Genomic DNA, 25,510 nt, shown 5'->3' with positions numbered 1-25,510 from the left:
AGGACCATGGTTACTCGACGGGAAGCAGCGATCTTCCTTGATATTCCCCTGGAGATGGCCCGCCGCCACGGCATACCGTCACGGTTGTCGGAAGACGAGTTGGCGGCGTTGGAGAAGAATCCGCCGGCATGGCTGCTTCAGTCCCGTGCCAACCGCACGGGCAGGAAGCCGGTCTGGGTGCGGCTGGAATGCAGCATTTGCGGCTACTACGAGACCGCCAGGCCGAAGAAGTGGTGGCCCGAGTTCAGCTTCCTTTACTGCGACGATCACGGACCGGATGAGGTTCCTGCGCCGGCCCCGGGGATGATCCGGAGCGAATACGACGGGATCGGCAGCCGGTTCATCGGCATCGTCGACGTCGGACTCTGAGGGCCTGATACGTCGCCCCGAGGTGCGTGTCCTGCGTCCTCTGTTCGGATGGCCTGGGACGGGATAGCTTAGGGTCCTCACTCATGGGCAGGCTTAGCACCAGCGGCGTCATTGGCGCCCGACTTTTCAAAGTCGTAGACGAGTCTCGCGACTTGTTCGACCACAACGACGCCGTCGGCGAACGTCTCATGTCCCGAGGAGAGAACCGCGATGTCATACCGGGCATTGCCGGCATTGATCACTCCCGCGGTATGGACGTTCCACAGCAGGTCGTCGTCAGGAAGCCAGCCGTTTTTCAGGGCGACCTCGGCGCCGTCGGCCGCTGCGCCGGCCGAGGCACCCCAGGCCTGGCTGGGATCGACGGATTCCATCAATCCCAGCAGGTACAGCCGTAACCCTTCCCTCAGCCAGTCGGCGCCCTCGGCCACCGTCCTCATGATTCTCAGCTGGTCTTCGACGTTGGTGGCGGTCACACCCCATCGTTCGCCGGGAATTGTCCGGGATACACCGATGAGCTCATACGTCGCGGCCAATGCCGAGGCTCCGCCAATATGGCTGTACATCCAGCGTGCCGCCTCATTGTCGCTGTACCGGATCATCCGGGTGGCCAGATAGTCCTCATCCGCGGACAGTTCCCGGCCTTGGGCGGTAACTTCGCGGAAGAGGGTCAACAGCATGGGGACCTTGACCAGGCTTGCTTCGAAATATTCGGTCCGGGGTTTGAAAGTCCAGGACTCGCCGGTCAGTTCGTCGAATACCGCGGCGGAGAAATTCACGGGCAGCGTGGCTGCGTAGTCCTGGACGGCGGAGTCCAGGGCAGTCCAATCCGCTATGGGTGCTTCTATTGGTGGTTCCGCCGCTACAGTGACGTCAGGATGGGGGATGGCTTCCGCTTGGATCGGTCCCGGCGCGTCCGCTTGGCTGGATCCGGGCGCGGCTCCGCAGGACGAAACAGCCGGCACCAGTGCCAGCGCGCACGTAAAACGTGCCACGGCGATCCATCGGGCCATGGCGGGCATCCTCAAGAGCAGCAACCCCTATGCGCCCATGGTAAGCCCGGTTCACCACTGCCGTCGGCTTATCCGATGACAAAGTCTGCGCCCTCGGATAAGCTCCCGACATCGTCCATTCAGGGGGCACTCATGACGCCCAGGCGGTCGCGGCTACCGTTCGGACGGATACGCCGCCACCTCGATCGAAGCGCGGCGCCCGTCGAGTCCGCGGCGGTCATTCTCTCGGGAGCGGTGTTCGTCGTTGCGGCGCTCGTCGCCGTCGTTGTGTTCAGCGGGCAGTACGTCCCGATTTCCGGTCGCGGTTCCATCGGACAATTCGTCGCGCTGGCAGGCGCCATCACCGCCGTCATCGTCTTCATCGCGGCGGTCACGTCGGTGCGGGCCCGCGATCCGTCGAGGTCCGGTGCATGGCCATCCGGACGGCCGAGCGAGCGGCTCGGCTGGTACGACATCGCCGCAGTGGCCCTGGCTTACGCGCTCATTGCGTTGCTCGGGTGGAGCGCGATCGCCAACGTCGTCAGCGACAGCTTCCAAGGTGCCGTGGTCTACAGCCTTTCCGCGGCACTTCTGGCGGGCGTCGCGGTCGCCGTGACGAGTTACGCGGTTTTCCTATCGGCGGTGCACCTCACCCCGATGTCCCTGTCGCTCGTCCTCGTGGTCTTCCTTGTGGCGGGAATCTTCACGAGCATGCTCACCGCCAGCAACCCGCTGTGGTGGCAGGAGAACATGAGCATGCTCGGCGTCACCGGCGACGTCTCGGCCCGGGCCTTCAACCTCACCCTCATCATCGCCGGCGTCGTCGTGACGACGATCGCCCACTGCGCTACGTCGGCCATACCTGCCCGGACACGCCGGGAACAGCGAGGAAGACGCCGGGTCAGGGCGGGCCTCGCCCTGATTGGCATCCTCCTCGCCTGCGTCGGCATCCTCCCGGTGGACGAGTTCCTCATCCTGCACACCCTTGCGGCCAGCGGCATGGCATTGGCCTTCTTTGCCTTGGTCGCGGGGCTTCGCTGGCTAGTCCCCGCCCTGCCGCAGACTTTCCTGGTTCTTGGGTACGTGTTTGTCGCGGTGATCCTCGTCCTGGCAGTGTTCTACTTCACCGGCTACTACACGTTGACCGCGGTTGAACTCGTCGCTTTCGTGCTCATCTTCTGCTGGCTCCTGGTCCTGATCCGCAACACGGACGCCATGCGCACCTCGGCCCGGGTCAAGGCGCGCGTGCAGAGCCAAGCCGGCTGAACCGGTGCGTCTGTGCCGCTAAGGGGGGAACCGGCGGGCTTTCCTTGGGGTAGTAGACGCGCTCAATCGTTGCGTGCGCTCGTGACGACCTCGTATTCTTCGACGTCGACGATCTCCAGGGTCAGGGAACTGCTGGCCTCGCTGCGGAGCCTGCCGGCGGCCTCTTTGGCGGCGGCGAGGTTTTCCTTGGTGTCGTAGATGGCGACGGACAGGGACTTGTTCATTTCCCTTCCTTCTCCACTTCTTTCCGAAAGGAACCCCCGGGGCCGCCAACGGCTTGTTAGGGCTCCTTCCACCAGTAGGAACCCGGCCGCGAAGGGGCGCAAGGCCGGAAACCGACAACTTTCGCGCACCCGGTGCGGATGCCCGCGACGTGGACCAGCCCGCCGCCTACACGAGCGGCCAGGGGAAGCGCATGCCGGTGCGGTCGACCGGGAGCGTTCCCTCGCGCAGCAGCCGCTGCACACGGCGCTTGAGGGCGGCGGTCTCTTCCTCGTCCAGGAGGTCCGCGACGTCGCCGGGCACGGCCTCCGCCAGCGGCGCGATATCCTCGAGCAGCGCCAAGGGGATGGGTTCGCCCGCAAAGTCCCAGATCACCGTGCGCAGCTTGAAGTCCGCCGAGAAGCACAGCCCGTGGTCGATGCCCCAGACATGCCCGTCCTGCCCGCGAAGTACGTGCCCGCTCTTGCGGTCGGTGTTGTTGGCGATGCAGTCGAACAAAGCGATCTGCGAAAGGACCTGGTGCGTTTCGGGCGACTCCGCGTAAAGGGTGAAATAGTGCTCGTGCAGGTCGTTTTCGATGAACCACTGCAGCGACCCGACACCGAGCGGGGAGTCCTCGCGGATTACCGTCGCCGGCACGATTCCCCAGTGCAGGTGCTCGCTGAGCAGGTAGGCGGCGCGTTCCCGCCGGTACAGGCCGGGCTCGAAATCGGAGAGCGGCCGTTCCCCGGCTTCCGGCTTGTAGACAGCCCAGGCCGTGTCGTCCCCGCAGGAGATTTCGGCCAGGAAGGTGGCGTTGCTGCTGTGCAGGATCCGTCCGAGCAGTTCGATCCGGCCCTCGGCGAGCAGCGTCAGTTCACGGCCGGGCATCTTCCGCGCCCTGTCGCCGGCTGCCTCAGCCCTGCCAGCGGTCCCGCCGTGGAGTTCACCGTGAGCACGGCAGGCGGCTGGCCGTCCGTGTACGTAATTGCGGACACCGAGCCCGGGCTGATGGCGATCCGCTGGAAGAGGTCCAGGTGCGCGCCGAGGGCATGGGCGACGGCGGCCTTGATCGGATCCGCGTGGGAGAAGCAGACGACGACGCCGCCCGCGTGGGCGGTGCGCAGCGCCTCGAGCGTGTCGACCATCCGCGCCTGCATCCCGGCGAAGCTCTCTCCGTCGGGGAAGCGGAAGACCGAAGGCGCATGCTGCACGGTCTGCCATTCCGGCAGGTCCGTCAGGTCGGCGAGCGCGGCGCCCGTCCACTGGCCGAAGTCGCACTCAATGAGGCCAGGTTCGCGGCTTACCTCAAGCCCCGTGCCGGCTGCCGCGGGAGCTGCCGTCTCTACTGTGCGTTCCAGCGGCGAGGAGTAGATGCCGTCGACCTTGAGTCCCGCCAGCCGTTCCGCGATCCGTTCAGCCTGGTCGCGGCCGCGTTCGGACAGGTGCAGGCCGGGGGCACGCCCGGGCAGCACCGTACCCGTGGTCGGCGTCTCCCCATGGCGTACCAGGAGGAGCAGGGTGCTCGGTGGTGCCGCGGGTGCGGGTGTGGAGGGAGGTGCTGCTTCAGTCATCAAGTCCAGAGTAGCGTTCGCCGCCTTCGCGCGCGGCCGGCAATGGGCCGGCCCCTCGATCCAGCGCGGGTTCGGGGACTACCGTGGAGGTGTGACTGAGCGCCCCGATATTTTCACCCTCGGCGAGCTGCGCGCCGCCGGCCACGTCCAGAAGGACCTGCGCCACGAAATCCGCGACAACCTGCTCGCCGCGCTCGCCGAGGGCCGCGATCCGTGGCCGGGCATGTTCGGTTTCAGCCGGACCGTCCTTCCCCAGCTTGAGCGCGCCTTGATCGCCGGCCACGACGTGGTACTGCTCGGCGAGCGCGGACAGGGCAAGACGCGCCTGCTCCGGACATTGGTCGGGCTGCTCGACGAGTGGTCGCCGGTCATCGAAGGGTCGGAGCTGAACGAACACCCGTACGAGCCGATCACCGAACAGTCCCGGGCCCGGGCGCTCGCCGAGGGGGACCGGCTGCGCGTGGGGTGGCGGCACCGGTCCGAGCGGTACGTCGAAAAGCTGGCGACCCCCGACACCTCCGTCGCCGACCTCATCGGCGACGTCGACCCGATGCGCGTGGCCGAGGGCCGCCGGCTGGGGGACCCCGAGACCATCCACTACGGCCTCGTTCCGCGCTCCAACCGGGGCATCATCGGCATCAACGAACTGCCGGACCTCGCGGAGCGCATCCAGGTGGCGATGCTCAATGTGATGGAGGAGCGCGACATCCAGATCCGCGGGTACGTCCTGCGCCTGCCGCTCGACGTTCTCGTCGTCGCGTCCGCCAACCCCGAGGACTACACCAACCGCGGCCGGATCATCACGCCCCTCAAGGACCGCTTCGGCGCCGAGATCCGCACGCATTACCCCATCGAGCTGGACGACGAGGTGGCCGTCATCGAGCAGGAGGGGCGCTTGGTGGCGGACGTCCCTCCGGTCATCCTCGAGATCCTGGCGCGGTACACCCGTGCGCTGCGCCAGTCTCCGGCCATCAACCAGGGCTCCGGCGTCTCCGCGCGGTTCGCCATTGCCGGTGCCGAGACGGTGGCCGCGGCGGCACTGCGCCGGGCCACCGTGCGTGGGGAGGACGAGGCGGTCGCCCGCATTGTCGACCTGGGCAGCGCCGTCGACGTCCTCACCGGCAAGATCGAATTCGAACCGGGGGAGGAAGGACGCGAGGACGCCATCCTCGAGCATCTCCTGCGCACTGCTACGGCCGAAGCCGTCCGCGAGCACTACCGCGGCATCGATTTCGCTCCGCTCGTGGCGGCGCTGGACGGGCACACCACGGTAACGACGGGCGAACAGGTCACCGCACGGGAGTTCCTCGCCAACCTGCCCCCGCTCGATGCCTCCAACCTTTACGACAAAGTCAGCGCCCGCGTCGGCGCGCAGACCGACGGACAGCGCGCCGCCGCCGTCGAACTTGCCCTGGAGGGTCTTTTCCTCGCCCGGCGGATCTCCAAGGAGTCCGACGACGAGGAGACCATCTACGGCTAGGAACAGGCAGTAGGGAGGCAGCATCATGGGTGCCCACAAACGGACCTCCCGGTACGGCCGGTACGCGGGAGGACCCGATCCGCTCGCGCCCCCGGTCGATCTCGGGGAGGCGCTCGACGCGATCGCCGAGGACGTCATGGCCGGCTACACGCCGCGGCACGCGCTGCAGGAGTTCCTGCGGCGCGGCGGGCGGAACCGCTCGGGACTCGACGACCTCGCCGGCCGGGTGCAGCAGCGGCGCAACGAACTGCTGAGCAGGCACCGGCTGGATGGAACCCTCAACGAGGTCCGCAAGCTGCTTGACACCGCGGTGCTGGAGGAGCGCAAGCAGCTGGCGCGGGACGCTGGGATGGACGACACGGACCGCGCCTTCCGGGAGATGCAGCTGCAGAACCTGCCGCCGTCCACCGCGGCGGCGGTCAACGAACTCGCCTCCTACGACTGGCAGTCGAGCAGTGCCCGGGAGGCCTACGACCGGATCAAGGACCTGCTGGGCCGGGAGATCCTCGACCAGCGGTTCGCCGGCATGAAGCAGGCGCTCGAGAACGCCGGCGACGCCGACCGTGCGGCCGTGGCCGAGATGCTGCGCGACCTCAACGAACTGCTCGACAAACACCGGCGCGGCGAGGACACCGACGGGGATTTCCAGGAGTTCATGGCGCGGCACGGCGACTTCTTTCCGGAGAATCCGCAGTCCGTCGAGGAACTGATCGATGCCCTCGCCCAGCGCGCCGCCGCCGCCCAGCGGCTGCTGCAGTCCATGTCGCCGGAACAGCGCGAGGAGCTGATGCGGCTGTCCGCCCAGGCCTTCGGCTCGCCGGAGCTCATGGCCCAGCTCGACCAGCTCGACTCGAGCCTGCGCGCCCTGCGCCCGGGAGAGGACTGGGCGGGCTCCGAGCGCTTCGATGGCCAGGAGGGACTCGGGCTGGGCGACGGCACCGGCGTACTCCAGGACATTGCCGAACTCGACGCGCTGTCCGAGCAGCTCTCCCAGTCCTACAGCGGCTCGAACCTCGACGACCTGGACCTCGACGCGCTCGCCCGCCAGCTCGGGCAGGATGCGGCCGTATCGGCCCGGACCCTCGCCGACATCGAACGGGCCATGCAGGACGGAGGCTACCTGCGCCGCGGGGCCGACGGCGACCTCCGCCTGTCCCCGCAGGCCATGCGGCGCCTCGGGAAGGCACTCCTGCGCGACACCGCCAAGCAGCTCTCCGGCCGCCAGGGCGGCCGGGATACGCGGGTGGCCGGTGCCGCCGGGGAGCAGACGGGCTCCAGCCGCGAGTGGGAGTTCGGGGACGCCGAACCGTGGGACGTCACCCGCACCCTGGCGAACGCCATCCGCCGGACGGCGGCCGACGGCGGGGACCCGGCCCGCGGACTGCGCCTGGGGCCGGGCGATATCGAGGTGACGGAGACCGAAGCCCGCACCCAGGCCGCCGTCGTCCTGCTTGCGGATGTCTCTTTCTCGATGGCCGCCGAGGGCCGGTGGGTGCCAATGAAGCGCACCGCGCTCGCCTTGCACCACCTCGTCTCGACCCGGTTCCGCGGGGACCGGCTGCAGCTGATCACGTTCGGGCGCTATGCGCAGACGATGGACATCGGCGAACTGACTGCGCTTCCCGCCCTGCGGGAGCAGGGGACCAACCTGCACCACGGCCTGCTCCTGGCCGGCCGGTTCTTCCGCCGGCACCCGTCGATGCAGCCGGTCCTGCTCGTAGTGACCGACGGCGAACCGACCGCCCACCTGCTTCCCGACGGTGAGTCCTGGTTCTCCTGGCCGCCAGACCCGGAGACCATCCGCCTCACTGTTGCCGAACTGGACCGCCTGGGGCGCGCCGGAACGCAGGCCACGTTCTTCCGGCTCGGCGATGATCCCGGGCTTGAACGGTTTGTCCAGCGCATGGCCCGCCGGATCGACGGCCGGGTCGTCGCACCCGATCCGGGGGACCTCGGGGCCGCGGTGGTCGGGGAGTACCTCCGCGCGCATCTGCGCGAACCGTACGACGACGACTGGTCCTCCTGGCGTTAGTCCTCCTGGCGCCGGCCGTCCCCGGGCGAGGCGAGTACGCTGTCGATCTGGCCCATGGCTTCCTTCATGCCCTCCTCCATGCCCATGTCGAGCATCTTCCGGAGCTGTTCGGCGGATTCGAAGCTGGAGACGGTGGTCATCCGTGTGCGTCCGCCCACGTCCTCCAGCGTCACGACGGCGTGGGTCGTTCCCATCTCCGCGACCGGGTCCCCGTTCTCGTCGGCGAAACCGTCGTCGAACTCCAGCCGGTGCGGCGCGTCGATGGCCGTGAACCGCCACCAGCCGCGGGCCTTCCCGCCCTCCGGACCGGTCATGTAGTAGCTGGCCTTGCCGCCCGGCTGGAATTCGTGGTCCTCGAACGTGGCAGGCCAGGTCGGCGGACCCCACCACCGTTCGAGCTGCCGCGGATCCGCCCAGATCTGCCAGACGCGTTTAATGCCGGCCTCGAATTCGGCCACGATGGTGAAGTTCAGGGCCGTGGTGTCCTTGCGTGCTTCGATAACGGTCATGGCGTTGCCTTCCTATCCCTCGGTGAGAATCTCCTCGATCCGCCGGACGCGCTGCCGCCAGATCCCTTCGTATTCATCGAGCAGCCGGCGGGCCTTGCCCAGCCCTTCGGGATGGGCCCGCACGATCTGCTCCCGTCCGCGTTTCTCCTTGGTAATGAGCAGCGCGCGTTCCAGGACCGCCACGTGCTTCTGTACCGCGGCGAAACTCATGGCGTAGTGGGCCGCCAGGCCGGAGACGGAGTACCCGCCGTCGCTGCCGAGGACGCGGGCGATGATGTCGCGCCGGGTCCCGTCCGACAGTGCCTGGAACAAACCGTCGAGTTCTGCGTCGCTGAGCTGATCTACAACCATTTGGTTGTAGGTTAGACCCGTTTGCCGGGTTCGGCAAGGGCCGGATTGTGAAGCCGGGGCGGTTCCGCACCTACTTCAGGAGTGAGTGAGCAGACGCGCATCCTGGTGGTGGAAGACGACGCCCGGCTGGCGCTGATGCTGGAAGAACTCCTGCGGGGCGAAGGCTACGAGGTCGTCGTCGCGAAGGACGGCCAGCGCGCCCTGCATCTGGGCCTGTCCCAGCCGTTCGACGCCCTCCTCCTGCACCGCGGGGCAGAAGACTACCTGGCCAAGCCCTTCGACATCGACGAGCTGCTGGCCCGCCTGCGGGCGCTGCTGCGCCGGAACACCGCGACGGTACCCGTGCTGCGGGCGACCTCGCAGCGGCGGAAGACGCCGTCGTTCTCTGCCCCCGGCTGGCCCTGACGCTGCTCCACGGACCCGAGCGGGGTTCCGGTCCGCGCTGAGGAGGCCTTGCCGCTGGACCCCTTCATGGTGTCGAATCTCTTAACAGCACGGGCGAGTGCAGGGACGATGATGTCTACGACGCCAGGAGGCGCTCATGTCGGGGAAATCCACCAACGGCACGGCCAAGGGCTCCGGACGGGGCACCGATCCGCGGCGGGGGGAAGCCTCGGCTTCGCCGCCGGAGGGCCCGGACCGGATCCGCAACGTCGTGCTGGTAGGCCACTCCGGCGCGGGGAAGACGATGCTTGCGGAGGCCATGCTCGCTGCGGCGGGAGCCACCAACCGGATGGGCTCGATTGCGGACGGCACGACGCTGAGCGACTCGGATCCCTCGGAGATCCACCAGCAGCGGTCGGTGGTGCTGTCCGTCCTGCCTTTTATGTACGACGACGTCAAGGTCAACCTCCTCGATACGCCGGGCTATTCGGACTTCACGGGCGAACTCCGTGCGGGACTCAGGGCCGCCGATGCCGCCCTGTTCGTGGTGTCCGCCGTCGACGACATCGATGCGGCGACCACTGCGCTCTGGGGTGAGTGCGAAAGCGTGGGGATGCCGCGGGCGGTAGCGATCAGCAAACTGGACCACCCACGGGCCAGCTTCGAGGCGGCGCTGGCGCGGTGCCGGCAGGCCTTCGGCGACACGGTGCAGCCGCTCTACCTGCCGCTCAGCAGCGGCACTCAGGTCACCGGGCTGCACGGGCTGCTCTCCGGGACGGTGTCGGACTACAGTGCGGGGGAGCGCCGGCCCGCAGTCCGGCCGGCGGAGCCTGCGGAACTGGCGGCCGCGGAGGAAGCCCGGGGGGCGCTGATCGAGGGGATCATCGCGGAGAGCGAGGACGAATCCCTCATGGACCGCTACCTCGGCGGCGAGGAGATCGGCCTGGACGTGCTGTTCCAGGACCTGGAGACCGCCGTGGCGCGCGGCTCGTTCTATCCGGTGCTGGCGACCTCGGCCGAGACGGGCGTGGGCGTTCCCGAACTGCTGGACATGCTCAAACGCGCCTTCCCGTCCCCGTTGGAGCGCCGGCTGCCGACCGTGGCGGGCCTCTACGGGTCGCGGGCCAACCAGCTGAGTTGCGACCCCGAGGGTCCGCTGGCCGGCGAGGTGGTGCGGACGAGCACCGACCCGTTCCTGGGCCGGGTCTGCCTGGTGCGCGTGTTCTCGGGGACACTGCGCGACGACTCGCTGGTCCACATCTCGGGACACGGCCTCGCGGACCGCGGCCACCCGGACCACGACAGCGACGAGCGGGTCACGCACCTGCATGCTCCGCTCGGCTCGACGCTCCGGGCGGCGTCCTACTGCATCGCCGGAGACATCTGCGCGCTGACGAAGATCGGCAGCGCGGAAACCGGGGACACGGTCTCCGCCAAGGACGAGCCCCTGCTGATCCAGCCGTGGGAGATGCCCGAACCGCTCATGCCGGTGGCCGTCGAGGCCGCCACGCGCAATGACGAGGCCGCGCTGGCCAAGAGCTTGGCCAAGGTCGCCGCCGGGGACCCGACGCTGCGGGTGGAGCGCAACGCGGAGACGCACCAGTTGATCCTGTGGTGCATGGGCGAATCCCACGCCGAGGTGGTGCTCGACCGGCTGCGGGGCCAAGGGGTGAACGTGCGGACGGTCGACGTCGTCACCCCCTTGCGGGAGACGTTCGCGGCGCCGGCCACCGGCCACGGGCGGTATGTGAAGCAGTCCGGAGGGCACGGCCAGTTCGCCATCTGCGACATCGAGGTCGAGCCGCTCGAGCGCGGTGCCGGTTTCGAATTCGTGGACAAGATCGTTGGGGGAGTGATCCCGGGTCCGTTCATCACCTCCGTGGAGAAGGGGGTCCGGGCGCAGATGGACAAGGGCGTGGCCGCCGGGTTCCCCGTCGTCGATATCCGCGTGACGCTGGTGGGCGGCAAAACGCACAGCGTCGACTCCTCGGACGCCGCCTTCCAGTCGGCCGGCGCGCTGGCCCTGCGCGAAGCTGCGGCGGCAGCGCGCATACAGTTGCTGGAACCGGTCTCCGCAGTGACCATCACCGTGCCTGACGAATATGTAGGGGCGGTGATGAGCGACTTGTCCGCCCGCCGCGGCAGGCTGACCGGAACCGACTCGGCCGAAGGGGAGGGAGCGGAGATCAGTGCCGAAGTCCCCGAACAGGAACTGCTGCGGTATGCCATCGATCTCCGGTCGCTGACCGGGGGCACGGGAAGGTTCCGCCGTGCCTATCTGCGGCACGATCCGGTGCCCACGGGTGCATCGAGCGAGATGGCGCACCGGTGAGACAGCGCCGGTACCCAGCCGCCGGGGTGCCGGATGCCCCTGCTAAGTCGCGGCCCGGAGCACCGCGGCCAGCTTCCTGAAGGACTCAGTCCACCCGTTCCGGTGCAGCTCCAGCCGCTCTTCTGTGGCAAAGCCGCGCTGGGTGAGGACAACCTGGGTCCCGCCGTCCACGGGCTCGAGGGACAGGGACACGACCGTCTCCCGGTCGTCCGGCACGGGTTCCTCCCAGCGGAAGGTGTACTCAAGGTGCCGCGGCGGGTCGACGTCCACGAATTCTCCGGCGAGGTGGAATGCTTCCCCGTCCGGCGGCTGCATGGTCAGCCGGTAGCTTCCGCCCGGCCGGGGATCAAGACTCGCTTCCGGCGTCGTGAATCCTTCGGGCCCCCACCATTTCACCAGCACATCGGGGTCCGTCAGCAGGCGGAAGACCTGCCCGCGCGGGGCCGCCACGGCGAGCTCCAGCTCCAGCACCAGGCTGCCCTGTTGCTCGTCCATGACCTGCTCCAACCGCCGGGAAGCGGGACCACCGGCCCGCAAGCCCATCGTAAGCCCGGCACGGACGCTTCGGCAGGGCCGGAATCAGTGCTGCGCTCGCAGGAATGCGGCCACGGGAGCGGCGACGAAAGCCCCGATGTCGTAAGCGTCCCGCTTCCGGCCGGCGACTTCGAAGGAATGCCCGCCGCCTTCGACCCATTGGATCGTTGCCGCGGGGCCGATCTTCGCTACAACCGCCTCCAACAGTTCCGGAGTCGCGAAGGTATCCTTGGTCCCCTGCAGGAAGAGCATCGGCAGCGTCAGTCCGTAGAGGTGCTCGTCCCGGAGCTTCTCCGGCTTGCCGGGCGGATGCAGAGGATAGCCGAGGTACACCAGCCCCGCGGCCTGCATTCCGTCGGCGACGGCCATGGAGGCCATCCGTCCACCGAAGGACTTCCCGCAGGCCCACAGGGGTTCGCCGCCCGACCTTTCGGCCGCGGCGGCCATCGCTGCCCGCCAGGTGCTGATCGCTGCGGGCGGCCGGTCCGGGAACTTCCGGCCCGCCTCCCGGTAGGGGAAGTTGAACCGCAAGGTGGCCACGCCGTCGTCGTTCATGGCGTCAGTAAAGCCGCGCAGGAAGGGATGCTCCATCCCTGCTCCCGCCCCATGGGCGACCACGAGGGTGGCGGACGCGTTGTCGGGCCGCGCATAGGCGGCGGAAACCGTGGCGTCGCCCACGGCAAGCTGCAGTGGCTGTTTGTCTGGCATGTACCCATGATGCCGCGTTGGCCCTCGTCAGGGACGTCGACATGCCTCTATGGTGGTCCCATGGCCAGCGAGCAGACGATCCTGAAGGTGGACGGACCCCACGGCGAGCGGGAAATGCGGATCTCCAGCCCGTCGCGCGTGATGTGGCCCGAGCTGGGGCTGACCAAGCTGGATCTGGCGCGCTACATCGCCGAAGTGGGAGAGGCCTTCATCGCGGCCAACGGGGACCGGCCGGTTGCGCTCCAGCGGTTCAAGGAGAATATCGACGGCGAGCAGTTCTTCTCGAAGAACCCGCCCAAGGGCGCCCCCGAGTTCGTGCGCGCCGTCCCGGTGATCTATCCGAGCGCGCGCTCGCATCCGCAGCTGGTCCTGGACGAGCCGGCCGCGGCGGTCTGGGCCGTCCAGATGAACACCATCGTCTTCCACCCGTGGCCCTCGCGCACCGCCAACACGGACAACCCGGACCAGCTGCGCATCGACCTGGACCCGCAGCCCGGCACCGACTTCGACGACGCCGTGCCGGCGGCGCTGGAACTGCGCAAGGTGCTGGCCGAGGCCGGACTGGAGGCGTTCATCAAGACGTCCGGCAACCGCGGCCTGCATGTGTACGCGCCGATCAAGCCCACCCACGAGTTCCTGGATGTGCGGCACGCCGTTATCGCTGCGGCGCGGGAACTGGAGCGCCGGATGCCGGACAAGGTCACGACGGCCTGGTGGAAAGAGGAACGGGGCAGCAAGGTCTTCGTGGACTTCAACCAGGCCAATCGGGACCGCACCATCGCCGGCGCCTACAGTCCGCGCGCGCTTCCCAAGGCCACGGTCTCCTGCCCTGTCACCTGGGAGGAACTGGAACACATCAAGCCCTCGGATTTCACCATCGCCACCGTGCCGGGCCGCTTGCAGGAAACCGGGGATCCCTGGGCCAGGATGCACAGCAGCCCCGGCAGCGTTGACGAACTGCTGGGCTGGTGGGAGCGGGACTGCGCCGCCGGCCTGGGCGAGCTGCCCTTCCCGCCGGACTATCCCAAGATGCCGGGCGAACCGCCGCGCGTGCAGCCGAGCCGCGCCAGGAAGAAGGAGTGACATGGCCAGGACCGTCTACTACGTCGCGAGCTCGCTCGACGGATTCATCGCCGACGAGGACGACAAACTGGAGTGGCTCTTCCAGTTCAACGATGCCGAAGGCGTGAAGGAATCCTACGAAGAGTTCATTGCCGGCATCGGCGCCCTGGTCATGGGGTCGGAAACCTACAAGTTCCTCCTGGACAACGGGGGAGAGGGCGCCTGGGAATACGGCAGTACGCCAACCTGGGTCTTTACGCACCACGAACTACCGGGCATCCCGGGCGCGGACATCACCTTCGTCCGCGGAGACATCACGGTGTTCCATCCAAATGTGGTGGCCGACGCCGGCGACCGCGATGTTTGGGTGATCGGCGGCGGCGAACTGGCCGCACAGTACCTCGACGCCGGCCTGCTCGACGAACTCATCGTCACCTACGTGCCGGTGGTCCTCGGCCGCGGCAAGCGCCTTCTGCCCGTCACAACGACGACGGCGCCCGCCGACTTAGCCGGTTCCCGCACCTTGGGCTCCGGCATGGTGGAGAACCGCTACAACCTCGCCAAGTAGCCCCGGCCGCTGGCTTTTGGCTGCCGCTTCGCCAGGCAGCCCCGGCTCCCGACTTTCCGCTGCCGCGCCCTGGCCATCAGGCTCGCCACGCTGGGCGGATCCTAACCAGCCCTCGGCCGGTCGCGGGGATCCTAGCAGTCCGGGGCCGGCCCTCGACCTGTCCTACACCGACGCTGGCCAGCTGCGGCCGTTATCCACCGCCCTGGATATAGAATATCTCTTCGACTAGAATAGTGTGATGGCGAACACGTCAGCGGAACCGCCGCAGGACGCGGAACGACCGGAGCCCCCAGGCGGCTCCGGCGACCGGCGAACCTGCCCGGAGAGTTCCCCTGACGCCGCTGCGGCCACGCCCAACCCGCCAGGTCCTGCCACGCCCAACCCGCCTGTTCCTGCCACGCCCCGCGGCGATCCTGCCGCCGATCAGCCTGCACCCGGCTGCGCGGCCGAGGGGGCCGGTCCCGGTCCCTTCGACGCCCCGTCTGATTGCGGTGCTTCGGACACCTCAGCCCCGGAAGGTTCGGCCGGCCCGGCCGGTGTCCCGGGTGTTGGTCCGCGGCCGGCGGATCCGCTCTCCTGCCGCCCGCCGTGGGAGGAACACTCCTGGGAGGAGGGCGAGGCTGTGGACGCCGAGGGCATCCCGCTGGACGCCCCGGATACCCCGATCCCGCTCTACGTGCTCACCGGCCATTACGCCCCGCCGGAAGAAGACCCGTGGGCCGCCGGCCGCGGCGCGTTCACGCCCCCGGCCTGGGAACCGGTCCTGCCGGCCCGCTCCGGGCAGGTCGGAGACCTGCTGCCCCTGCTGGGCTCCCGCGAGCCGTCCCGCATGCTCTACCAGGAAGCCGCGCACGAACTCATCGCCGCCCGCCGGGCTTCCGCTTGACTCGAGGCCCACATCCTGCGCCTGCTCAACGCCCTGGTCCGCGAGGCCGTGAACGAACAGCCCCACGGCTGGCCGCCGCCGCTCGGACCAGGCACACCGGATGAACACTTAGCCGAAGCCGCGGCAGTCGCCGAAGCTGCCGCCGCTCTACAGATCCCGGAAAAGACCGCCGCAATCCGCATCAACTACGCCCGGACCATCGCCGGTGAATGCCCCGCGACCCTCGAAACCCTCGAACAAGGCAACCTGACCGGCGTGCAGGCCGCCATCATCACCGACGAAACCACCTCGCTGCCGCCCGGGGCCCGGCGCGGGTTCGAACGCGAACTCCTCGACCTCGCCCCGCTATGCTCCACCGGCAGCCTGGGCCGGCGCGCGAAAACCCTCCGCGAAAAGCGGCACCCCGAAACCATCACCGCCCGCCGCGCGAAAAAAGCAGCCGACCGTCACATTGAACTCAAACCCGACTACGACGGAATGGCCTGGCTCTCCGCCTACCTGCCCGCGGAAACCGCCGTCGCCGCGTTCAACCACGTCCAGGCCATCGCGCTCTCGGTCCAAGGCCCCGAAGAACCCCGCACCCTGACCCAACTGCGCGCCGACGCGCTCACCCATCTCCTGCTCAGCAGCACCCCCAAACCCCAGCCCCCGCCAGCGGTAGCGCCCGCCCCCGGTACCGAGGCCGCGGGCGCTTCCGACGCCGGCGCCACGGCCGGCGCAGGGGGCCCAGGTGCTACCGAAGCTGCCATCGGTGCCGGAGGCACTTCCGGGGCCTTTGATCCGGCTGGGAATGACCCGGCGGCGGGGCCCGGGGATCTACGGGAACATCCCGCCCTGGACGGCGGGCTGCCCCCGGGTACCGGATACGGGATCGTGCCCACCGTCGCGCTGACCATCCCCGCCCTGACCCTGCTTGGCCTCGGCCGGGAACCGGCCCACCTTGACGGCTACGGGCCGATCCCCATCGAGGCCGCCGCCCGGCTGGCCGCGAACGCCCCCTCCTTCACCCGCGTCCTGACCGACCCGGTCACCGGCGCGGTCCTGGCCATGGACCGCAAACAGTACCGCCCCACCGCCGCGCAACGCCGCTACCTGCGCCTGCTCTACAACAAATGCACGTTCTACGGCTGCTCCCGCTCCAGCGAGCACTGCGAACTCGACCACACCATCGGCTGGGCCGAGGGCGGATCCACCAGCACCGCCAACCTCGGCCCCGAATGCAAACGCCACCACCGGCTCAAAACCGAAACCGACTGGAACCTTCAACAACCCACCCCGGGCGAATTCGACTGGACCTCCCCGGCAGGAATCGGCTACCCGACCAGGCCCGAACCCCTCGTCCAGACCCCGCCCGAAGAACTCTCCAGCATCCTGGAACGCCACGAAATCCACACCATCAACACCAAACTCCGGGCCTACTACCAACGCAAGCACCAACAATCCGACCACACCGAACCCGCCGGACCAGCCGGACCATCGAAACCAGCACAGGCGCAGCCCGCGGCCCTCCCGCCGCCCTCCAGCGCGCCAATCCCGCCAGAGCAAACCGACGCGGGCACGCCACACGACGCCGGGCACCACCACAACAGCAGCCCCGACGAACCACCGCCCTTCTAACGCCCGCCCCTGCGACTATGGGATCGCCCATTGCGTCCGGGGGGACCGCCTCTGCGACGAGGGGCGCCGGATGCGGTCACAGTGCTCGCCGCGGCGATCTCCTGCCTGGCCGCATTTCAGTTGCTAGCTGGTTACGCGTTGTCCCGAATTAGATTGGTGATGCGGGCCGTGGAAAGCCGACGTCCTTGCTCGTCTGTCATAACCACTTCATGGACGGCCAATGTACGGCCCAGTTGAAGCGCCGTGGCGGTACCAGTGACCAGTCCGGAGGCTACGGACCGGTGGTGGGTGGCTCCGACCTCGATCCCGACGGCATGGCGGTTGGCGCCGGCATGGATCGACGCGGCGAAGGAACCGAGGGTTTCGGCCAGGACGACGTGGGCTCCGCCGTGCAGGATGCCTGCCACCTGTGTGTTTCCGAGCACGGGCATGGTGGCAACGATTCGCTCGGCTGACATCTCGACGAACTTGATGCCCATCTTCACGACCAGCGCACCGACACCCATTTCCCGTAGCCAAGGGCGCAAATGCTCCGGAACTCCGGCGTCGACGAGCTCCTGCATGCGGTTCTCCGCGTTGGCGGCCGGCTCCGCAGCCGGAGTGAGATTCTCGGTCATGCGACTAGGCTGGCACCTGTGAGTGAAACAAACAAACCGGAATCCGTTGCCACCGTCGAGCCTCTTGCAGCCGTATCCGACAGCCAGACAATGGCTGAGCCGGAGGGGCCGCGCCGCCTCCTGGTCGTGGATGGGCATTCGATGGCATTCCGGGCGTTCTATGCGCTGCCGGCGGACAAGTTCTCCACGAGCACCGGGCAGCATACCAATGCCGTGTACGGTTTCACGTCCATGCTCCTGGCGATGATCCGCGAGCAGTCGCCGACGCACGTCGCCGTGGCCTTCGACCTGGATACGCCGACCTTCCGCGAAACCGAGTACAGCGAGTACAAGGCCGGCCGGAACAAGACGCCGGAGGAGTTCCACGGCCAGGTTGATTTGATCATCAAGGTCATGGAGGCCATGCGCATCCCCACGATCTCGATGGACGGCTACGAGGCCGACGACATTATTGCCACCCTCAGCGAGCAGGCCGAGGCTGCCGGCTGGGACGTGCTGGTGGTCTCGGGTGACCGGGATGCCTTCCAGCTCATCACGGACAAGGTCACCGTGCTCTATCCCAAGAAGGGTGTCAGCGAGATCCCGCCGATGAACGCCGCCGCCGTGGAAGCGAAGTACTTCGTTCCGCCGAACCGCTACTCGGACCTGGCCGCGCTGGTGGGCGAGACCGCGGACAATCTCCCCGGCGTACCCGGCGTCGGTCCCAAGACCGCCGCCAAGTGGATCAACCAGTACGGCGGCCTGGACGGGATCCTCGAGAACGTCGACTCGATCGGCGGCAAGGTCGGCAATTCGCTGCGCGAGAATATCGAGCAGGTCAAGCGCAACCGGCGGCTGAACCACCTGCTCCGCGACCTGGATCTGCCGGTGAACCTGTCCGCGATGACGCTGGAGCACCCGGATCGGGATGCAGTCGAGGAGCTCTTCGACGCCTTGGAGTTCACCACGCTGCGCAAGCGGCTGTTCGAACTGTTCGCCGTCGACGAGCAGGTGGAGGACACCGAGGTCCACGCGCCGCGGCACGAAGTGCTGGCATCGGCAGAGCAACTCGACGCGTGGCTGGACGGCACGAACCAGCTGCCGGTCGCGGTCCAGGTGGTGGCAGAAGCAACCACCGGCGGGGAAGACGCCGTCGCGCTGGCACTGGTCTCGCCCTCGTCGGCCGCCTACGTCGCCTTTGAGGGCCTGGACGCGGACGCCGAAAAGCGGCTGGCGGATTGGCTGCAGGACCTGGATGCACCCAAGGTGGTCCACGACTTCAAGTACGCGTACAAGCTGCTGTTCCACCGCGGATTCGAACTGTTGGGCGTGGTCGATGACACCGCCATCTCCGCCTACCTAATCCAGCCGGACCGCCGCAATTACGAGCTGGCGGACCTGGCCCAGTACCACCTGAAGCTTTCGGTGGCGGCGGCGGGAAGCTCGGGCAACGGGCAGCAGCAGCTGGACCTCGGCGAGGACCCGGCCGCTCCGGCCGTCGCCAAGGCTTTTGCCGCACTCCAGCTCAGCGAGCACTTCGCGGGACAGCTCGTGGAGCGCGGTGCAAACCAGCTGCTCGGCGGCCTGGACCTTCCGCTGTCCCTGGTGCTGGCCAAGATGGAGCTCCACGGCATTGCGGTGGCGACCGACCAGCTCGACCGGCTGCTGGACGACTTCACGGTCACGATCGATGCGGCCAGTTCGGAGGCCTTCCGCATCATCGGCAAGGAGATCAACCTCGGTTCGCCGAAGCAGCTCCAGGCGGTCCTGTTCGATGAACTGGAACTGCCGAAGACCAAGAAGATCAAGACGGGTTACTCGACGGATGCGGACGCCCTCAACGACCTGATCACCAAGACCCAGCACCCCTTCCTGGTCCAGCTGCTGGCCTACCGGGACTCTTCGAAGCTGCGGCAGACGGTGGAGGGTCTCCGCAAGACCGTGGGCGAGGACGGCCGGATCCACACGACCTACGCCCAGACGGTGGCGGCCACCGGACGGCTTTCGTCGAACAACCCGAACCTGCAGAACATCCCGGTCCGTTCCGAGGCGGGCCGGCGGATCCGCGAGGTCTTCATCGTCGGCGAGGGGTACGAGTCGCTGCTCACCGCCGACTACTCGCAGATCGAAATGCGCATCATGGCCCACCTGTCCGGCGACGAGGGGCTCATCAGCGCGTTCCGCGAGGGGGAGGACCTGCACCGGTTCGTGGGCGCCCACATCTTCGGCGTGGCACCAGAGGACGTCACCAGCGAGATGCGGGCGAAGGTCAAGGCCATGTCCTACGGGCTCGTCTACGGGCTGAGTTCATTCGGTCTGTCCAAGCAGCTGAACATCCCGGTCGATGAAGCACGGACCCTGATGAAGGACTATTTCGCCCGGTTCGGCGCCGTGCGCGACTACCTGCGCGGCGTGGTCGAGCAGGCGCGCAAGGACGGCTACACGTCCACCATCGAGGGCCGCCGCCGGTACCTGCCGGACCTGACCAGCACCAACCGCCAGCTGCGCGAGATGTCAGAGCGGGCCGCACTGAATGCCCCGATCCAGGGGTCGGCCGCGGACATCATCAAGAAGGCCATGCTCGGCGTGGACGACGAACTCAAGGCGCAGGACCTGAAGTCGCGGATGCTGCTCCAGGTCCACGACGAACTCGTGTTCGAGGTCGCTCCCGGTGAACGCGACGCCCTGGAGCGGCTCGTGCGCGAGCAGATGGGCGCCGCCGCCGAACTTTCGGTGCCGCTGGATGTCTCCGTCGGCGTCGGCCGGAACTGGCACGAAGCCGGCCACTGACCCAGGCCCCGGGTCCGGACACCGGCTCCGGCCGCGGCGGCCGCTCCTCTGGCGGGAGCGGCCGCCGCGCATTAGGCTCGGCTGTCGTGGACACCAGCGCAGCAGACACCCGGGCCGGCACCATCAGGATCGAACAGTTCCCGGCCGGCCTCGAGGACGGACGGCCCGATGCCCGGACCATGGGCTGGTTCGAGGCGGTCCGGGCCGGATTCCATGACGGGGCGCCACAGCCAGGGCACGTGGGGGCCTACGTCGCCGCCTACCAGGCCGACCGGCGCGTGCTATGGGGAGCGTACGACGACGGCGCCCGGCCGGGTGCCTGGGGTCCGGACATCCCGGTGGCCACCTACGGGTCCTTGGCCAACACGATGAACGTCGGAGGCGGGCGGCTTGTCCCGACCCACCAGATCACGGCGGTCACGGTCCGGCCCACCCACCGCCGCCGCGGCCTGCTGCGGACCATGATCACCACGGACCTCGAGCAGGCGGCCGGCAGGGGCTTCGCCGTCGCGGCGCTGACGGCGTCGGAAGCAACCATTTATGGCCGCTTTGGCTTCGGGGCCGCGGCGTTCACCCGTCGCGTCGAGGTCGATGTCCGCGAACGCTTCGCGCTGCGGGCGGCTCCCTTCGGCACCATGGAGCTGGTCGATCCCGCGTCGATGCTGGAGCTGGCCCCGCGAATCTTCGCCGGCTTCCATGGACGGACCACCGGTTCGCTGGACCGCCAGTTTTCGTATGCCCAGGTGGCATCGGGGCGCTGGCAGTCGGAGAAGCCCGAACCGAATCCGGACCTTCGGGTGGCCGTGCACTTCCGTCCGGACGGCGAGCCCGGCGGCTACGTCGCCTACAAGTTCGCCGGCTGGCATTCCGAGCCGCACACCATGAAGGTCGTCGACCTGGTGGCGGCGTCGGAGGCGAGCTACCGCGAACTCTGGCGGTACCTCGGCTCCATCGACCTGGTCCAGCGGATCGTGTGGTCCGCGGCCCCGGCCGACGATCCGCTGCCCTGGGCGCTGTCCGACCCCCGCAGCTACCGCGTCACCGCGGAGGAAGACGCGCTCTGGCTCCGGATACTCGACCCTGTGGCAGCTCTGGAAGCGCGTCGTTTCGAGCAGGACGGCTCGCTGGCGTTCGCGGTCCGGGATCCGCTCGGCTTGGCCGTGGGACGGTTCCGGCTGGACGCTGCCGGCGGGCAGGCACGCGTGGAGCGGCTGGATGCCTCGGCCGCGGTGGACCTCACCCTTGACGTCGACGTCCTTGGCTCGCTCTATCTCGGGGGAGCCCGGGGACGGACCCTGGCCGGCGCGGGTCGGCTGGAAGGCGACGACGCCGCCGTCGGGCGTCTGGACAGGCTGTTCGCGCTGGCCTCGGCGCCCTACTGCATCACGCACTTCTAGGCGCAGGACCAGTCGCGGACAACCCGGACCGCGGGTGGGAAAGGCGGGTTGGAAAAAGGCCGGGACGCACGGCATCCGCTTTGACCCGACTTGGCCGTTGCGGCTAGACTGGTTGGGCGCGTAATGCGTACGCAGAAGCTTCATCCTGCGTCATACCACAATGTCCGCTTCCGGACAGTCAGCAATGTTGGAAGGCTGCAGCCATTTTGTGCTGGGTCCAGAGCAGAGTCAAGCTGTGCGGAACCAAGAAAACTATCCACATCGGAGCCCCTACTACATGACCATCACCTCCACCGAGAAGCCCGGTACCCCTCAGGTCGCAGTCAACGACATCGGTACCGCTGAAGACTTTCTCGCTGCTGTCGACGCGACCATCAAGTACTTCAACGACGGCGATCTCGTCGAAGGTACTGTCGTCAAGGTTGACCGCGACGAAGTCCTGCTCGACATCGGTTACAAGACCGAAGGTGTCATCCCCTCCCGCGAGCTTTCCATCAAGCACGACGTTGATCCCGGCGACGTCGTCTCCGTTGGCGACGAGGTCGAAGCCCTCGTCCTGACCAAGGAGGACAAGGAAGGCCGCCTCATCCTGTCCAAGAAGCGCGCACAGTACGAGCGCGCCTGGGGCGACATCGAGAAGGTCAAGGAAGAGGACGGCGTCGTCACCGGTACCGTCATCGAGGTCGTCAAGGGTGGTCTTATCCTCGACATCGGCCTGCGCGGCTTCCTGCCCGCCTCCCTGGTCGAGATGCGCCGCGTGCGCGACCTGGCTCCGTACATCGGCCAGCAGATCGAAGCCAAGATCATCGAGCTGGACAAGAACCGCAACAACGTTGTGCTGTCCCGCCGCGCCTGGCTCGAGCAGACCCAGTCCGAGGTCCGCTCGACCTTCCTCAACAAGCTGGAGAAGGGACAGGTCCGTCCGGGCGTTGTCTCCTCGATCGTCAACTTCGGTGCCTTCGTGGACCTGGGCGGCGTCGACGGCCTGGTGCACGTCTCCGAGCTGTCCTGGAAGCACATCGACCACCCGTCCGAGGTTGTCGAGGTCGGCCAGGAAGTCACCGTCGAGGTCCTCGAGGTGGACCTGGACCGCGAGCGTGTCTCCCTGTCGCTGAAGGCCACCCAGGAAGATCCGTGGCAGACCTTCGCCCGCACGCACGCGCTGGGCCAGGTTGTCCCGGGCAAGGTCACCAAGCTGGTTCCGTTCGGTGCGTTCGTCCGCGTCGAGGACGGCATCGAAGGCCTGGTCCACATCTCCGAGCTGGCCGTCCGCCACGTCGAGCTGGCCGAGCAGGTCGTCTCCGTGGGCGACGAGCTGTTCGTCAAGGTCATCGACATCGACCTGGAGCGCCGCCGCATCTCGCTGTCCCTCAAGCAGGCCAACGAGGGCGTCGATCCGGAAGGCACCGAGTTCGACCCGGCGCTGTACGGCATGGCTGCCGAGTACGACGAAGAGGGCAACTACAAGTACCCCGAGGGCTTCGACCCCGAGTCCAACGAATGGCTCGAGGGCTACGAGAACCAGCGCGCCGCTTGGGAGCAGCAGTACGCTGACGCCCAAGCCCGCTGGGAAGCCCACAAGAAGCAGGTTGCCCGCCACCTGCAGGAAGATGCCCAGGCATCCTCCGAGGGCGGCGAAGCGGCTCCGACCAGCTACTCCTCGGACGCTGCGTCGACCGAGCCCAGCAGCGGCGGCACCCTGGCTTCGGACGAGGCCCTCGCCGCTCTGCGCGAGAAGCTGACCGGCCACTAATCCCAGGCGCCGCCAGGCGCTGAAGATGCATGCGGGACCCCTGCCTTCGGGCGGGGGTCCTGTTTGGCTTTAAACCACAACACCAACAGCGACGACGGCGGCAGCCACCACGACCATGACTACCACGGCGGCGGCCGGCAGGGGCTTGCCGGCGGTGCTCAGCCTTCGCGGACGCTGACGGTGACGGTGAACTTGGGGTTTCGCGCGACCTGGCGCGTCGGCCCGACGAGGCGCTGCAGGGCCGGCCGGTAGCCGAGATGGCTGTTCCACACCGTCCACAGCTCTCCGCCCGGGGCCAGGACCCGGCCTGCATCGGCGAACAATTTCAGGGCGATCCCGGCGTGCACGGCGTTGCCGATATGGAACGGCGGATTCAGCACGATCAGTTCGGCAGAGGCATCGGCGAGGCCGGACAGCCCGTCGTCCCGGCGGACCATGATCCGGTCCGCGACGCCGTTGGCCTCGGCCGTCGCCTTGGTCGACGACACCGCGGAGGCCGACTGGTCCGTGGCGGTGACCCGCAGCTCCGGTCGCCGCAGAGCCAGATAGGCCGCGATTGTTCCGTTGCCGCAGCCCAGGTCCACCGCCGTGCGGCAGTCGCGGGCGCCGTCGAGCAGGGGGAGCAGGAAACGGGTTCCGACATCCAGCTTCGCTCCGCCGAAGGTCCCGCCGAACGCGACCAGGCGCAGGGGTGCCGGCAGTCCGACGTCGTGGCTTTCCACCAGCGGGAACCGGCTGGATTCCGGGCGCGCGGGACCGGTTGCCGTCAGGACCCGGGCCTTTTGCCGCGCCAGGCCCGCCGTCACGTGGCTGAAGGCGGTCCCCAGTACCTGGTTCATCGCCTTGGTCATGTGCTTGACCCGGCCCGCGGCGAGGACGACGACGTCGGGCGCGGCCGAGCGCGCGATCCAGCCCGCGATTTCCTCGAGCGCGTCCAGGGAACGGGGCAGCTGCAGCAGGACCAGGCGGACGCCGTCGAATATCTCCGGCCCCAGCGGGTATTGCCGGTAGCCGCCAAGTCCCAGCGCCTCGGCATTGTTCGCCAGGGCGAGTTCGCCGGACAACGGGTCCTGGTGCACCCGGATCCCGGCCAGCCCGCGGGCGGCGAGGGACAGGGTCAGCGCACCGTAGTGGTCATTGACGACAGCGACCCTCGCGCCGTCCAGTCCGGCCAGCAGCGGCTCCGCCGTGGCCAGGAGGAGCCGGTCTGCCGCGTCGTAGGCGTAGAGATTCTCCGCCTCGACATCGGGCCAGCGCCGCAGGGCGGCGAGATCGAGGTCAGCCACGGTCCACCCACCGGCTGCCGCTGGGTACAGGTCCGGGGCCGCCGCCGGTCAGCGCCGCCAGCCGTTCGCGGAATCCGGCGACGGTTTCCGGCGAGTCCGGCAGGGCGACCTGGATGCGTGCCTCGTTGGACAGATAGTCCGTGCCCAGGACTTGCACCCCGGCGCCGCGCAACTCGTTCTCGAGCCGTCCCGCGGCAGCGTGTCCGGCCGGAACCGAGAACAGCTGCAGGTGCTCGCGTCGGATCAGCCGCGCGCCCGAGAGGGCCTGCGACACGGAATCCGAGTAGGCCCGCACCAGCCCGCCGGCACCCAGCAGGATCCCGCCGAAATAGCGGACGACGACGGCCGCGACGTCGCTGAGGTCCGTCACCCCGGGCGCCGTCTCGCGTTTTGCCAGTGCCTCCAGCATGGGAATTCCCGCCGTTCCGGACGGTTCGCCGTCGTCGTTGGAACGCTGCACCCTGCGGTCCGGACCAAGGATGAAGGCGCTGCAGTGGTGCCGCGCGTCATGGAATTCCTTGCGCAGGCCGGCGACGAGTTCGCGGGCGGCCTCTTCCGTTTCGACCCGCCGGAGGACGGTGATGAAACGGGAGCGCTTGATCTCCACCTCATGCCGGTGTTCGCCGTCGATGGTGGTATAGCTGGCGGTCGAGGGCGGGGCTGGTTGCACCAGACCAGCCTAGTACGCGGGCCTGCCGCGGCGCGCGTACGGCCGTTGCCTGCCACCGCCGCGGGTGGGAAAATTGCGGTTGGGGGACAGAGCAAACGCCGTGCCGCGCCGTGCGCAGCGAACCATCCGATCGGCATTGCGGACTGTCCTGGTATG

24 protein-coding genes are annotated in these 25,510 nt (G+C 68.2%); 13 read left to right on the top strand and 11 right to left on the bottom strand.

All coding sequences use genetic code 11. From position 1 onward, the window contains the following. Nucleotides 1–6 precede the first annotated feature (6 nt). On the top strand, nucleotides 7–369 hold the full coding sequence (locus tag AHIS1636_RS02570) for a hypothetical protein (protein WP_264794256.1): 363 nt from the start codon (nucleotides 7–9) through the stop codon (nucleotides 367–369). 77 nt (nucleotides 370–446) lie between these two features. Here AHIS1636_RS02570 and AHIS1636_RS02565 read toward each other — a convergent pair whose 3' ends face one another. Then, complete coding sequence (locus AHIS1636_RS02565) at nucleotides 447–1,361, bottom strand: serine hydrolase (protein WP_264794255.1); 915 nt, start codon at nucleotides 1,359–1,361, stop codon at nucleotides 447–449. 150 nt (nucleotides 1,362–1,511) lie between these two features. Here AHIS1636_RS02565 and AHIS1636_RS02560 point away from each other — a divergent pair, with 150 nt between their 5' ends. Continuing rightward, entirely contained in the window at nucleotides 1,512–2,624 is a 1,113-nt protein-coding gene (locus AHIS1636_RS02560) for a hypothetical protein (RefSeq protein ID WP_264794254.1), read from the top strand. A gap of 62 nt (nucleotides 2,625–2,686) precedes the next feature. Here the strand turns inward: AHIS1636_RS02560 and AHIS1636_RS02555 are convergent, their stop codons facing one another. The 3 genes from AHIS1636_RS02555 to AHIS1636_RS02545 all read right to left on the bottom strand — a co-directional run bounded on the left by AHIS1636_RS02555 (nucleotide 2,687) and on the right by AHIS1636_RS02545 (nucleotide 4,399). After that, nucleotides 2,687–2,848 carry a hypothetical protein gene (locus tag AHIS1636_RS02555; RefSeq protein WP_264794253.1) on the bottom strand — a complete coding sequence of 54 codons (162 nt, stop codon included), beginning with the start codon at nucleotides 2,846–2,848 and terminating at the stop codon, nucleotides 2,687–2,689. 166 nt (nucleotides 2,849–3,014) lie between these two features. Further along, nucleotides 3,015–3,716, bottom strand: coding sequence for an SCO1664 family protein (locus tag AHIS1636_RS02550; protein ID WP_264794252.1), 702 nt, complete (start codon nucleotides 3,714–3,716; stop codon nucleotides 3,015–3,017). Next, nucleotides 3,698–4,399 carry an MSMEG_4193 family putative phosphomutase gene (locus AHIS1636_RS02545; protein ID WP_264794251.1) on the bottom strand — a complete coding sequence of 234 codons (702 nt, stop codon included), beginning with the start codon at nucleotides 4,397–4,399 and terminating at the stop codon, nucleotides 3,698–3,700. The genes AHIS1636_RS02550 and AHIS1636_RS02545 overlap by 19 nt, the downstream gene beginning before the upstream one ends. 91 nt (nucleotides 4,400–4,490) lie before the next feature. Here AHIS1636_RS02545 and AHIS1636_RS02540 point away from each other — a divergent pair, with 91 nt between their 5' ends. Continuing rightward, nucleotides 4,491–5,879, top strand: coding sequence for a magnesium chelatase ATPase subunit I (locus tag AHIS1636_RS02540; RefSeq protein ID WP_264794250.1), 1,389 nt, complete (start codon nucleotides 4,491–4,493; stop codon nucleotides 5,877–5,879). A gap of 25 nt (nucleotides 5,880–5,904) precedes the next feature. Further along, nucleotides 5,905–7,911: a vWA domain-containing protein gene (locus AHIS1636_RS02535; RefSeq protein ID WP_264794249.1), complete on the top strand. Its 2,007-nt coding sequence runs from the start codon at nucleotides 5,905–5,907 to the stop codon at nucleotides 7,909–7,911. Here AHIS1636_RS02535 and AHIS1636_RS02530 read toward each other — a convergent pair. Both AHIS1636_RS02530 and AHIS1636_RS02525 read right to left on the bottom strand, forming a co-directional pair. Further along, on the bottom strand, nucleotides 7,908–8,420 hold the full coding sequence (locus tag AHIS1636_RS02530) for an SRPBCC family protein (RefSeq protein ID WP_264794248.1): 513 nt from the start codon (nucleotides 8,418–8,420) through the stop codon (nucleotides 7,908–7,910). The two genes, AHIS1636_RS02535 and AHIS1636_RS02530, sit on opposite strands and share 4 nt — an antisense overlap. Nucleotides 8,421–8,432: 12 nt before the next feature. Then, the gene (locus tag AHIS1636_RS02525) at nucleotides 8,433–8,771 is read right to left on the bottom strand and encodes an ArsR/SmtB family transcription factor (RefSeq protein ID WP_264794247.1); all 339 of its coding nucleotides are present in this window, start codon (nucleotides 8,769–8,771) and stop codon (nucleotides 8,433–8,435) included. Between the two features lie 81 nt (nucleotides 8,772–8,852). Here AHIS1636_RS02525 and AHIS1636_RS20360 point away from each other — a divergent pair, with 81 nt between their 5' ends. Then, nucleotides 8,853–9,176 (top strand): response regulator transcription factor, encoded by a 324-nt coding sequence (locus AHIS1636_RS20360; RefSeq protein WP_275116359.1) that lies wholly within the window; start codon nucleotides 8,853–8,855, stop codon nucleotides 9,174–9,176. Nucleotides 9,177–9,312: 136 nt separating this feature from the next. Then, nucleotides 9,313–11,487: an elongation factor G-like protein EF-G2 gene (locus AHIS1636_RS02515; RefSeq protein WP_264794246.1), complete on the top strand. Its 2,175-nt coding sequence runs from the start codon at nucleotides 9,313–9,315 to the stop codon at nucleotides 11,485–11,487. A gap of 42 nt (nucleotides 11,488–11,529) precedes the next feature. Here the strand turns inward: AHIS1636_RS02515 and AHIS1636_RS02510 are convergent, their stop codons facing one another. After that, nucleotides 11,530–11,982 (bottom strand): SRPBCC family protein, encoded by a 453-nt coding sequence (locus AHIS1636_RS02510; RefSeq protein ID WP_264794245.1) that lies wholly within the window; start codon nucleotides 11,980–11,982, stop codon nucleotides 11,530–11,532. An 84-nt stretch (nucleotides 11,983–12,066) separates the two neighbouring features. Then, nucleotides 12,067–12,729 (bottom strand): alpha/beta hydrolase family protein, encoded by a 663-nt coding sequence (locus AHIS1636_RS02505; protein WP_264794244.1) that lies wholly within the window; start codon nucleotides 12,727–12,729, stop codon nucleotides 12,067–12,069. Between the two features lie 60 nt (nucleotides 12,730–12,789). Here AHIS1636_RS02505 and ligD point away from each other — a divergent pair, with 60 nt between their 5' ends. The 4 genes from ligD (at nucleotide 12,790) to AHIS1636_RS02485 (ending at nucleotide 16,862) form a co-directional block, all read left to right on the top strand. Further along, entirely contained in the window at nucleotides 12,790–13,812 is a 1,023-nt protein-coding gene (ligD, locus tag AHIS1636_RS02500; protein ID WP_264794243.1) for a non-homologous end-joining DNA ligase, read from the top strand. Nucleotide 13,813: 1 nt separating this feature from the next. Then, on the top strand, nucleotides 13,814–14,359 hold the full coding sequence (locus tag AHIS1636_RS02495) for a dihydrofolate reductase family protein (RefSeq protein WP_264794242.1): 546 nt from the start codon (nucleotides 13,814–13,816) through the stop codon (nucleotides 14,357–14,359). Nucleotides 14,360–14,597: 238 nt separating this feature from the next. After that, a complete protein-coding gene (locus AHIS1636_RS02490; RefSeq protein WP_264794241.1) occupies nucleotides 14,598–15,245 on the top strand; it encodes a hypothetical protein in 648 nt (215 codons plus the stop codon). Between the two features lie 48 nt (nucleotides 15,246–15,293). Next, complete coding sequence (locus AHIS1636_RS02485) at nucleotides 15,294–16,862, top strand: HNH endonuclease signature motif containing protein (protein WP_264794240.1); 1,569 nt, start codon at nucleotides 15,294–15,296, stop codon at nucleotides 16,860–16,862. Nucleotides 16,863–16,993: 131 nt separating this feature from the next. On the opposite strand, the gene AHIS1636_RS02480 is transcribed toward AHIS1636_RS02485, so the two are convergent. Next, complete coding sequence (locus AHIS1636_RS02480) at nucleotides 16,994–17,479, bottom strand: hotdog fold thioesterase (protein ID WP_264794239.1); 486 nt, start codon at nucleotides 17,477–17,479, stop codon at nucleotides 16,994–16,996. A gap of 18 nt (nucleotides 17,480–17,497) precedes the next feature. On the opposite strand from AHIS1636_RS02480, the gene polA reads away from it, so the two are divergent. From polA to rpsA, 3 genes are all read left to right on the top strand, one after another. After that, nucleotides 17,498–20,248: a DNA polymerase I gene (gene polA / locus AHIS1636_RS02475; protein ID WP_373875769.1), complete on the top strand. Its 2,751-nt coding sequence runs from the start codon at nucleotides 17,498–17,500 to the stop codon at nucleotides 20,246–20,248. A gap of 86 nt (nucleotides 20,249–20,334) precedes the next feature. Further along, on the top strand, nucleotides 20,335–21,645 hold the full coding sequence (locus AHIS1636_RS02470; protein ID WP_264794238.1) for a GNAT family N-acetyltransferase: 1,311 nt from the start codon (nucleotides 20,335–20,337) through the stop codon (nucleotides 21,643–21,645). 277 nt (nucleotides 21,646–21,922) lie between these two features. Then, nucleotides 21,923–23,398: a 30S ribosomal protein S1 gene (gene rpsA, locus AHIS1636_RS02465; protein ID WP_264794237.1), complete on the top strand. Its 1,476-nt coding sequence runs from the start codon at nucleotides 21,923–21,925 to the stop codon at nucleotides 23,396–23,398. 158 nt (nucleotides 23,399–23,556) lie between these two features. On the opposite strand, the gene AHIS1636_RS02460 is transcribed toward rpsA, so the two are convergent. Together AHIS1636_RS02460 and AHIS1636_RS02455 are read right to left on the bottom strand one after the other, a co-directional pair. Further along, nucleotides 23,557–24,684, bottom strand: a complete 1,128-nt coding sequence (locus AHIS1636_RS02460) for a class I SAM-dependent methyltransferase (RefSeq protein WP_264794236.1) — start codon at nucleotides 24,682–24,684, stop codon at nucleotides 23,557–23,559. Then, nucleotides 24,677–25,357, bottom strand: a complete 681-nt coding sequence (locus AHIS1636_RS02455; protein WP_373875772.1) for an IMPACT family protein — start codon at nucleotides 25,355–25,357, stop codon at nucleotides 24,677–24,679. Before AHIS1636_RS02455 ends, AHIS1636_RS02460 begins: the two co-directional genes overlap by 8 nt. Nucleotides 25,358–25,510: the final 153 nt, after the last annotated feature.

The organism is Arthrobacter mangrovi (assembly GCF_026011795.1).
Lineage (GTDB): Bacteria > Actinomycetota > Actinomycetes > Actinomycetales > Micrococcaceae > Crystallibacter > Crystallibacter mangrovi.
The sequence above is the reverse complement of the archived record's forward strand: the minus strand, read 5'-3'. Positions and strand labels throughout refer to the sequence as shown.

Bases quoted from the DNA above. Each gene is read 5' to 3' on its own strand.
- AHIS1636_RS02570 (WP_264794256.1), top strand. From the start codon at position 7: ATGGTTACTCGACGGGAAGCAGCGATCTTCCTTGATATTCCCCTGGAG.
- AHIS1636_RS02560 (WP_264794254.1), top strand. From the start codon at position 1,512: ATGACGCCCAGGCGGTCGCGGCTACCGTTCGGACGGATACGCCGCCAC.
- AHIS1636_RS02555 (WP_264794253.1), bottom strand. From the start codon at position 2,848: ATGAACAAGTCCCTGTCCGTCGCCATCTACGACACCAAGGAAAACCTC.
- AHIS1636_RS02550 (WP_264794252.1), bottom strand. From the start codon at position 3,716: ATGCCCGGCCGTGAACTGACGCTGCTCGCCGAGGGCCGGATCGAACTG.
- AHIS1636_RS02545 (WP_264794251.1), bottom strand. From the start codon at position 4,399: ATGACTGAAGCAGCACCTCCCTCCACACCCGCACCCGCGGCACCACCG.
- AHIS1636_RS02535 (WP_264794249.1), top strand. From the start codon at position 5,905: ATGGGTGCCCACAAACGGACCTCCCGGTACGGCCGGTACGCGGGAGGA.
- AHIS1636_RS02530 (WP_264794248.1), bottom strand. From the start codon at position 8,420: ATGACCGTTATCGAAGCACGCAAGGACACCACGGCCCTGAACTTCACC.
- AHIS1636_RS02525 (WP_264794247.1), bottom strand. From the start codon at position 8,771: ATGGTTGTAGATCAGCTCAGCGACGCAGAACTCGACGGTTTGTTCCAG.
- AHIS1636_RS02515 (WP_264794246.1), top strand. From the start codon at position 9,313: ATGTCGGGGAAATCCACCAACGGCACGGCCAAGGGCTCCGGACGGGGC.
- AHIS1636_RS02510 (WP_264794245.1), bottom strand. From the start codon at position 11,982: ATGGACGAGCAACAGGGCAGCCTGGTGCTGGAGCTGGAGCTCGCCGTG.
- AHIS1636_RS02505 (WP_264794244.1), bottom strand. From the start codon at position 12,729: ATGCCAGACAAACAGCCACTGCAGCTTGCCGTGGGCGACGCCACGGTT.
- ligD (WP_264794243.1), top strand. From the start codon at position 12,790: ATGGCCAGCGAGCAGACGATCCTGAAGGTGGACGGACCCCACGGCGAG.
- AHIS1636_RS02495 (WP_264794242.1), top strand. From the start codon at position 13,814: ATGGCCAGGACCGTCTACTACGTCGCGAGCTCGCTCGACGGATTCATC.
- AHIS1636_RS02490 (WP_264794241.1), top strand. From the start codon at position 14,598: ATGGCGAACACGTCAGCGGAACCGCCGCAGGACGCGGAACGACCGGAG.
- AHIS1636_RS02480 (WP_264794239.1), bottom strand. From the start codon at position 17,479: ATGACCGAGAATCTCACTCCGGCTGCGGAGCCGGCCGCCAACGCGGAG.
- rpsA (WP_264794237.1), top strand. From the start codon at position 21,923: ATGACCATCACCTCCACCGAGAAGCCCGGTACCCCTCAGGTCGCAGTC.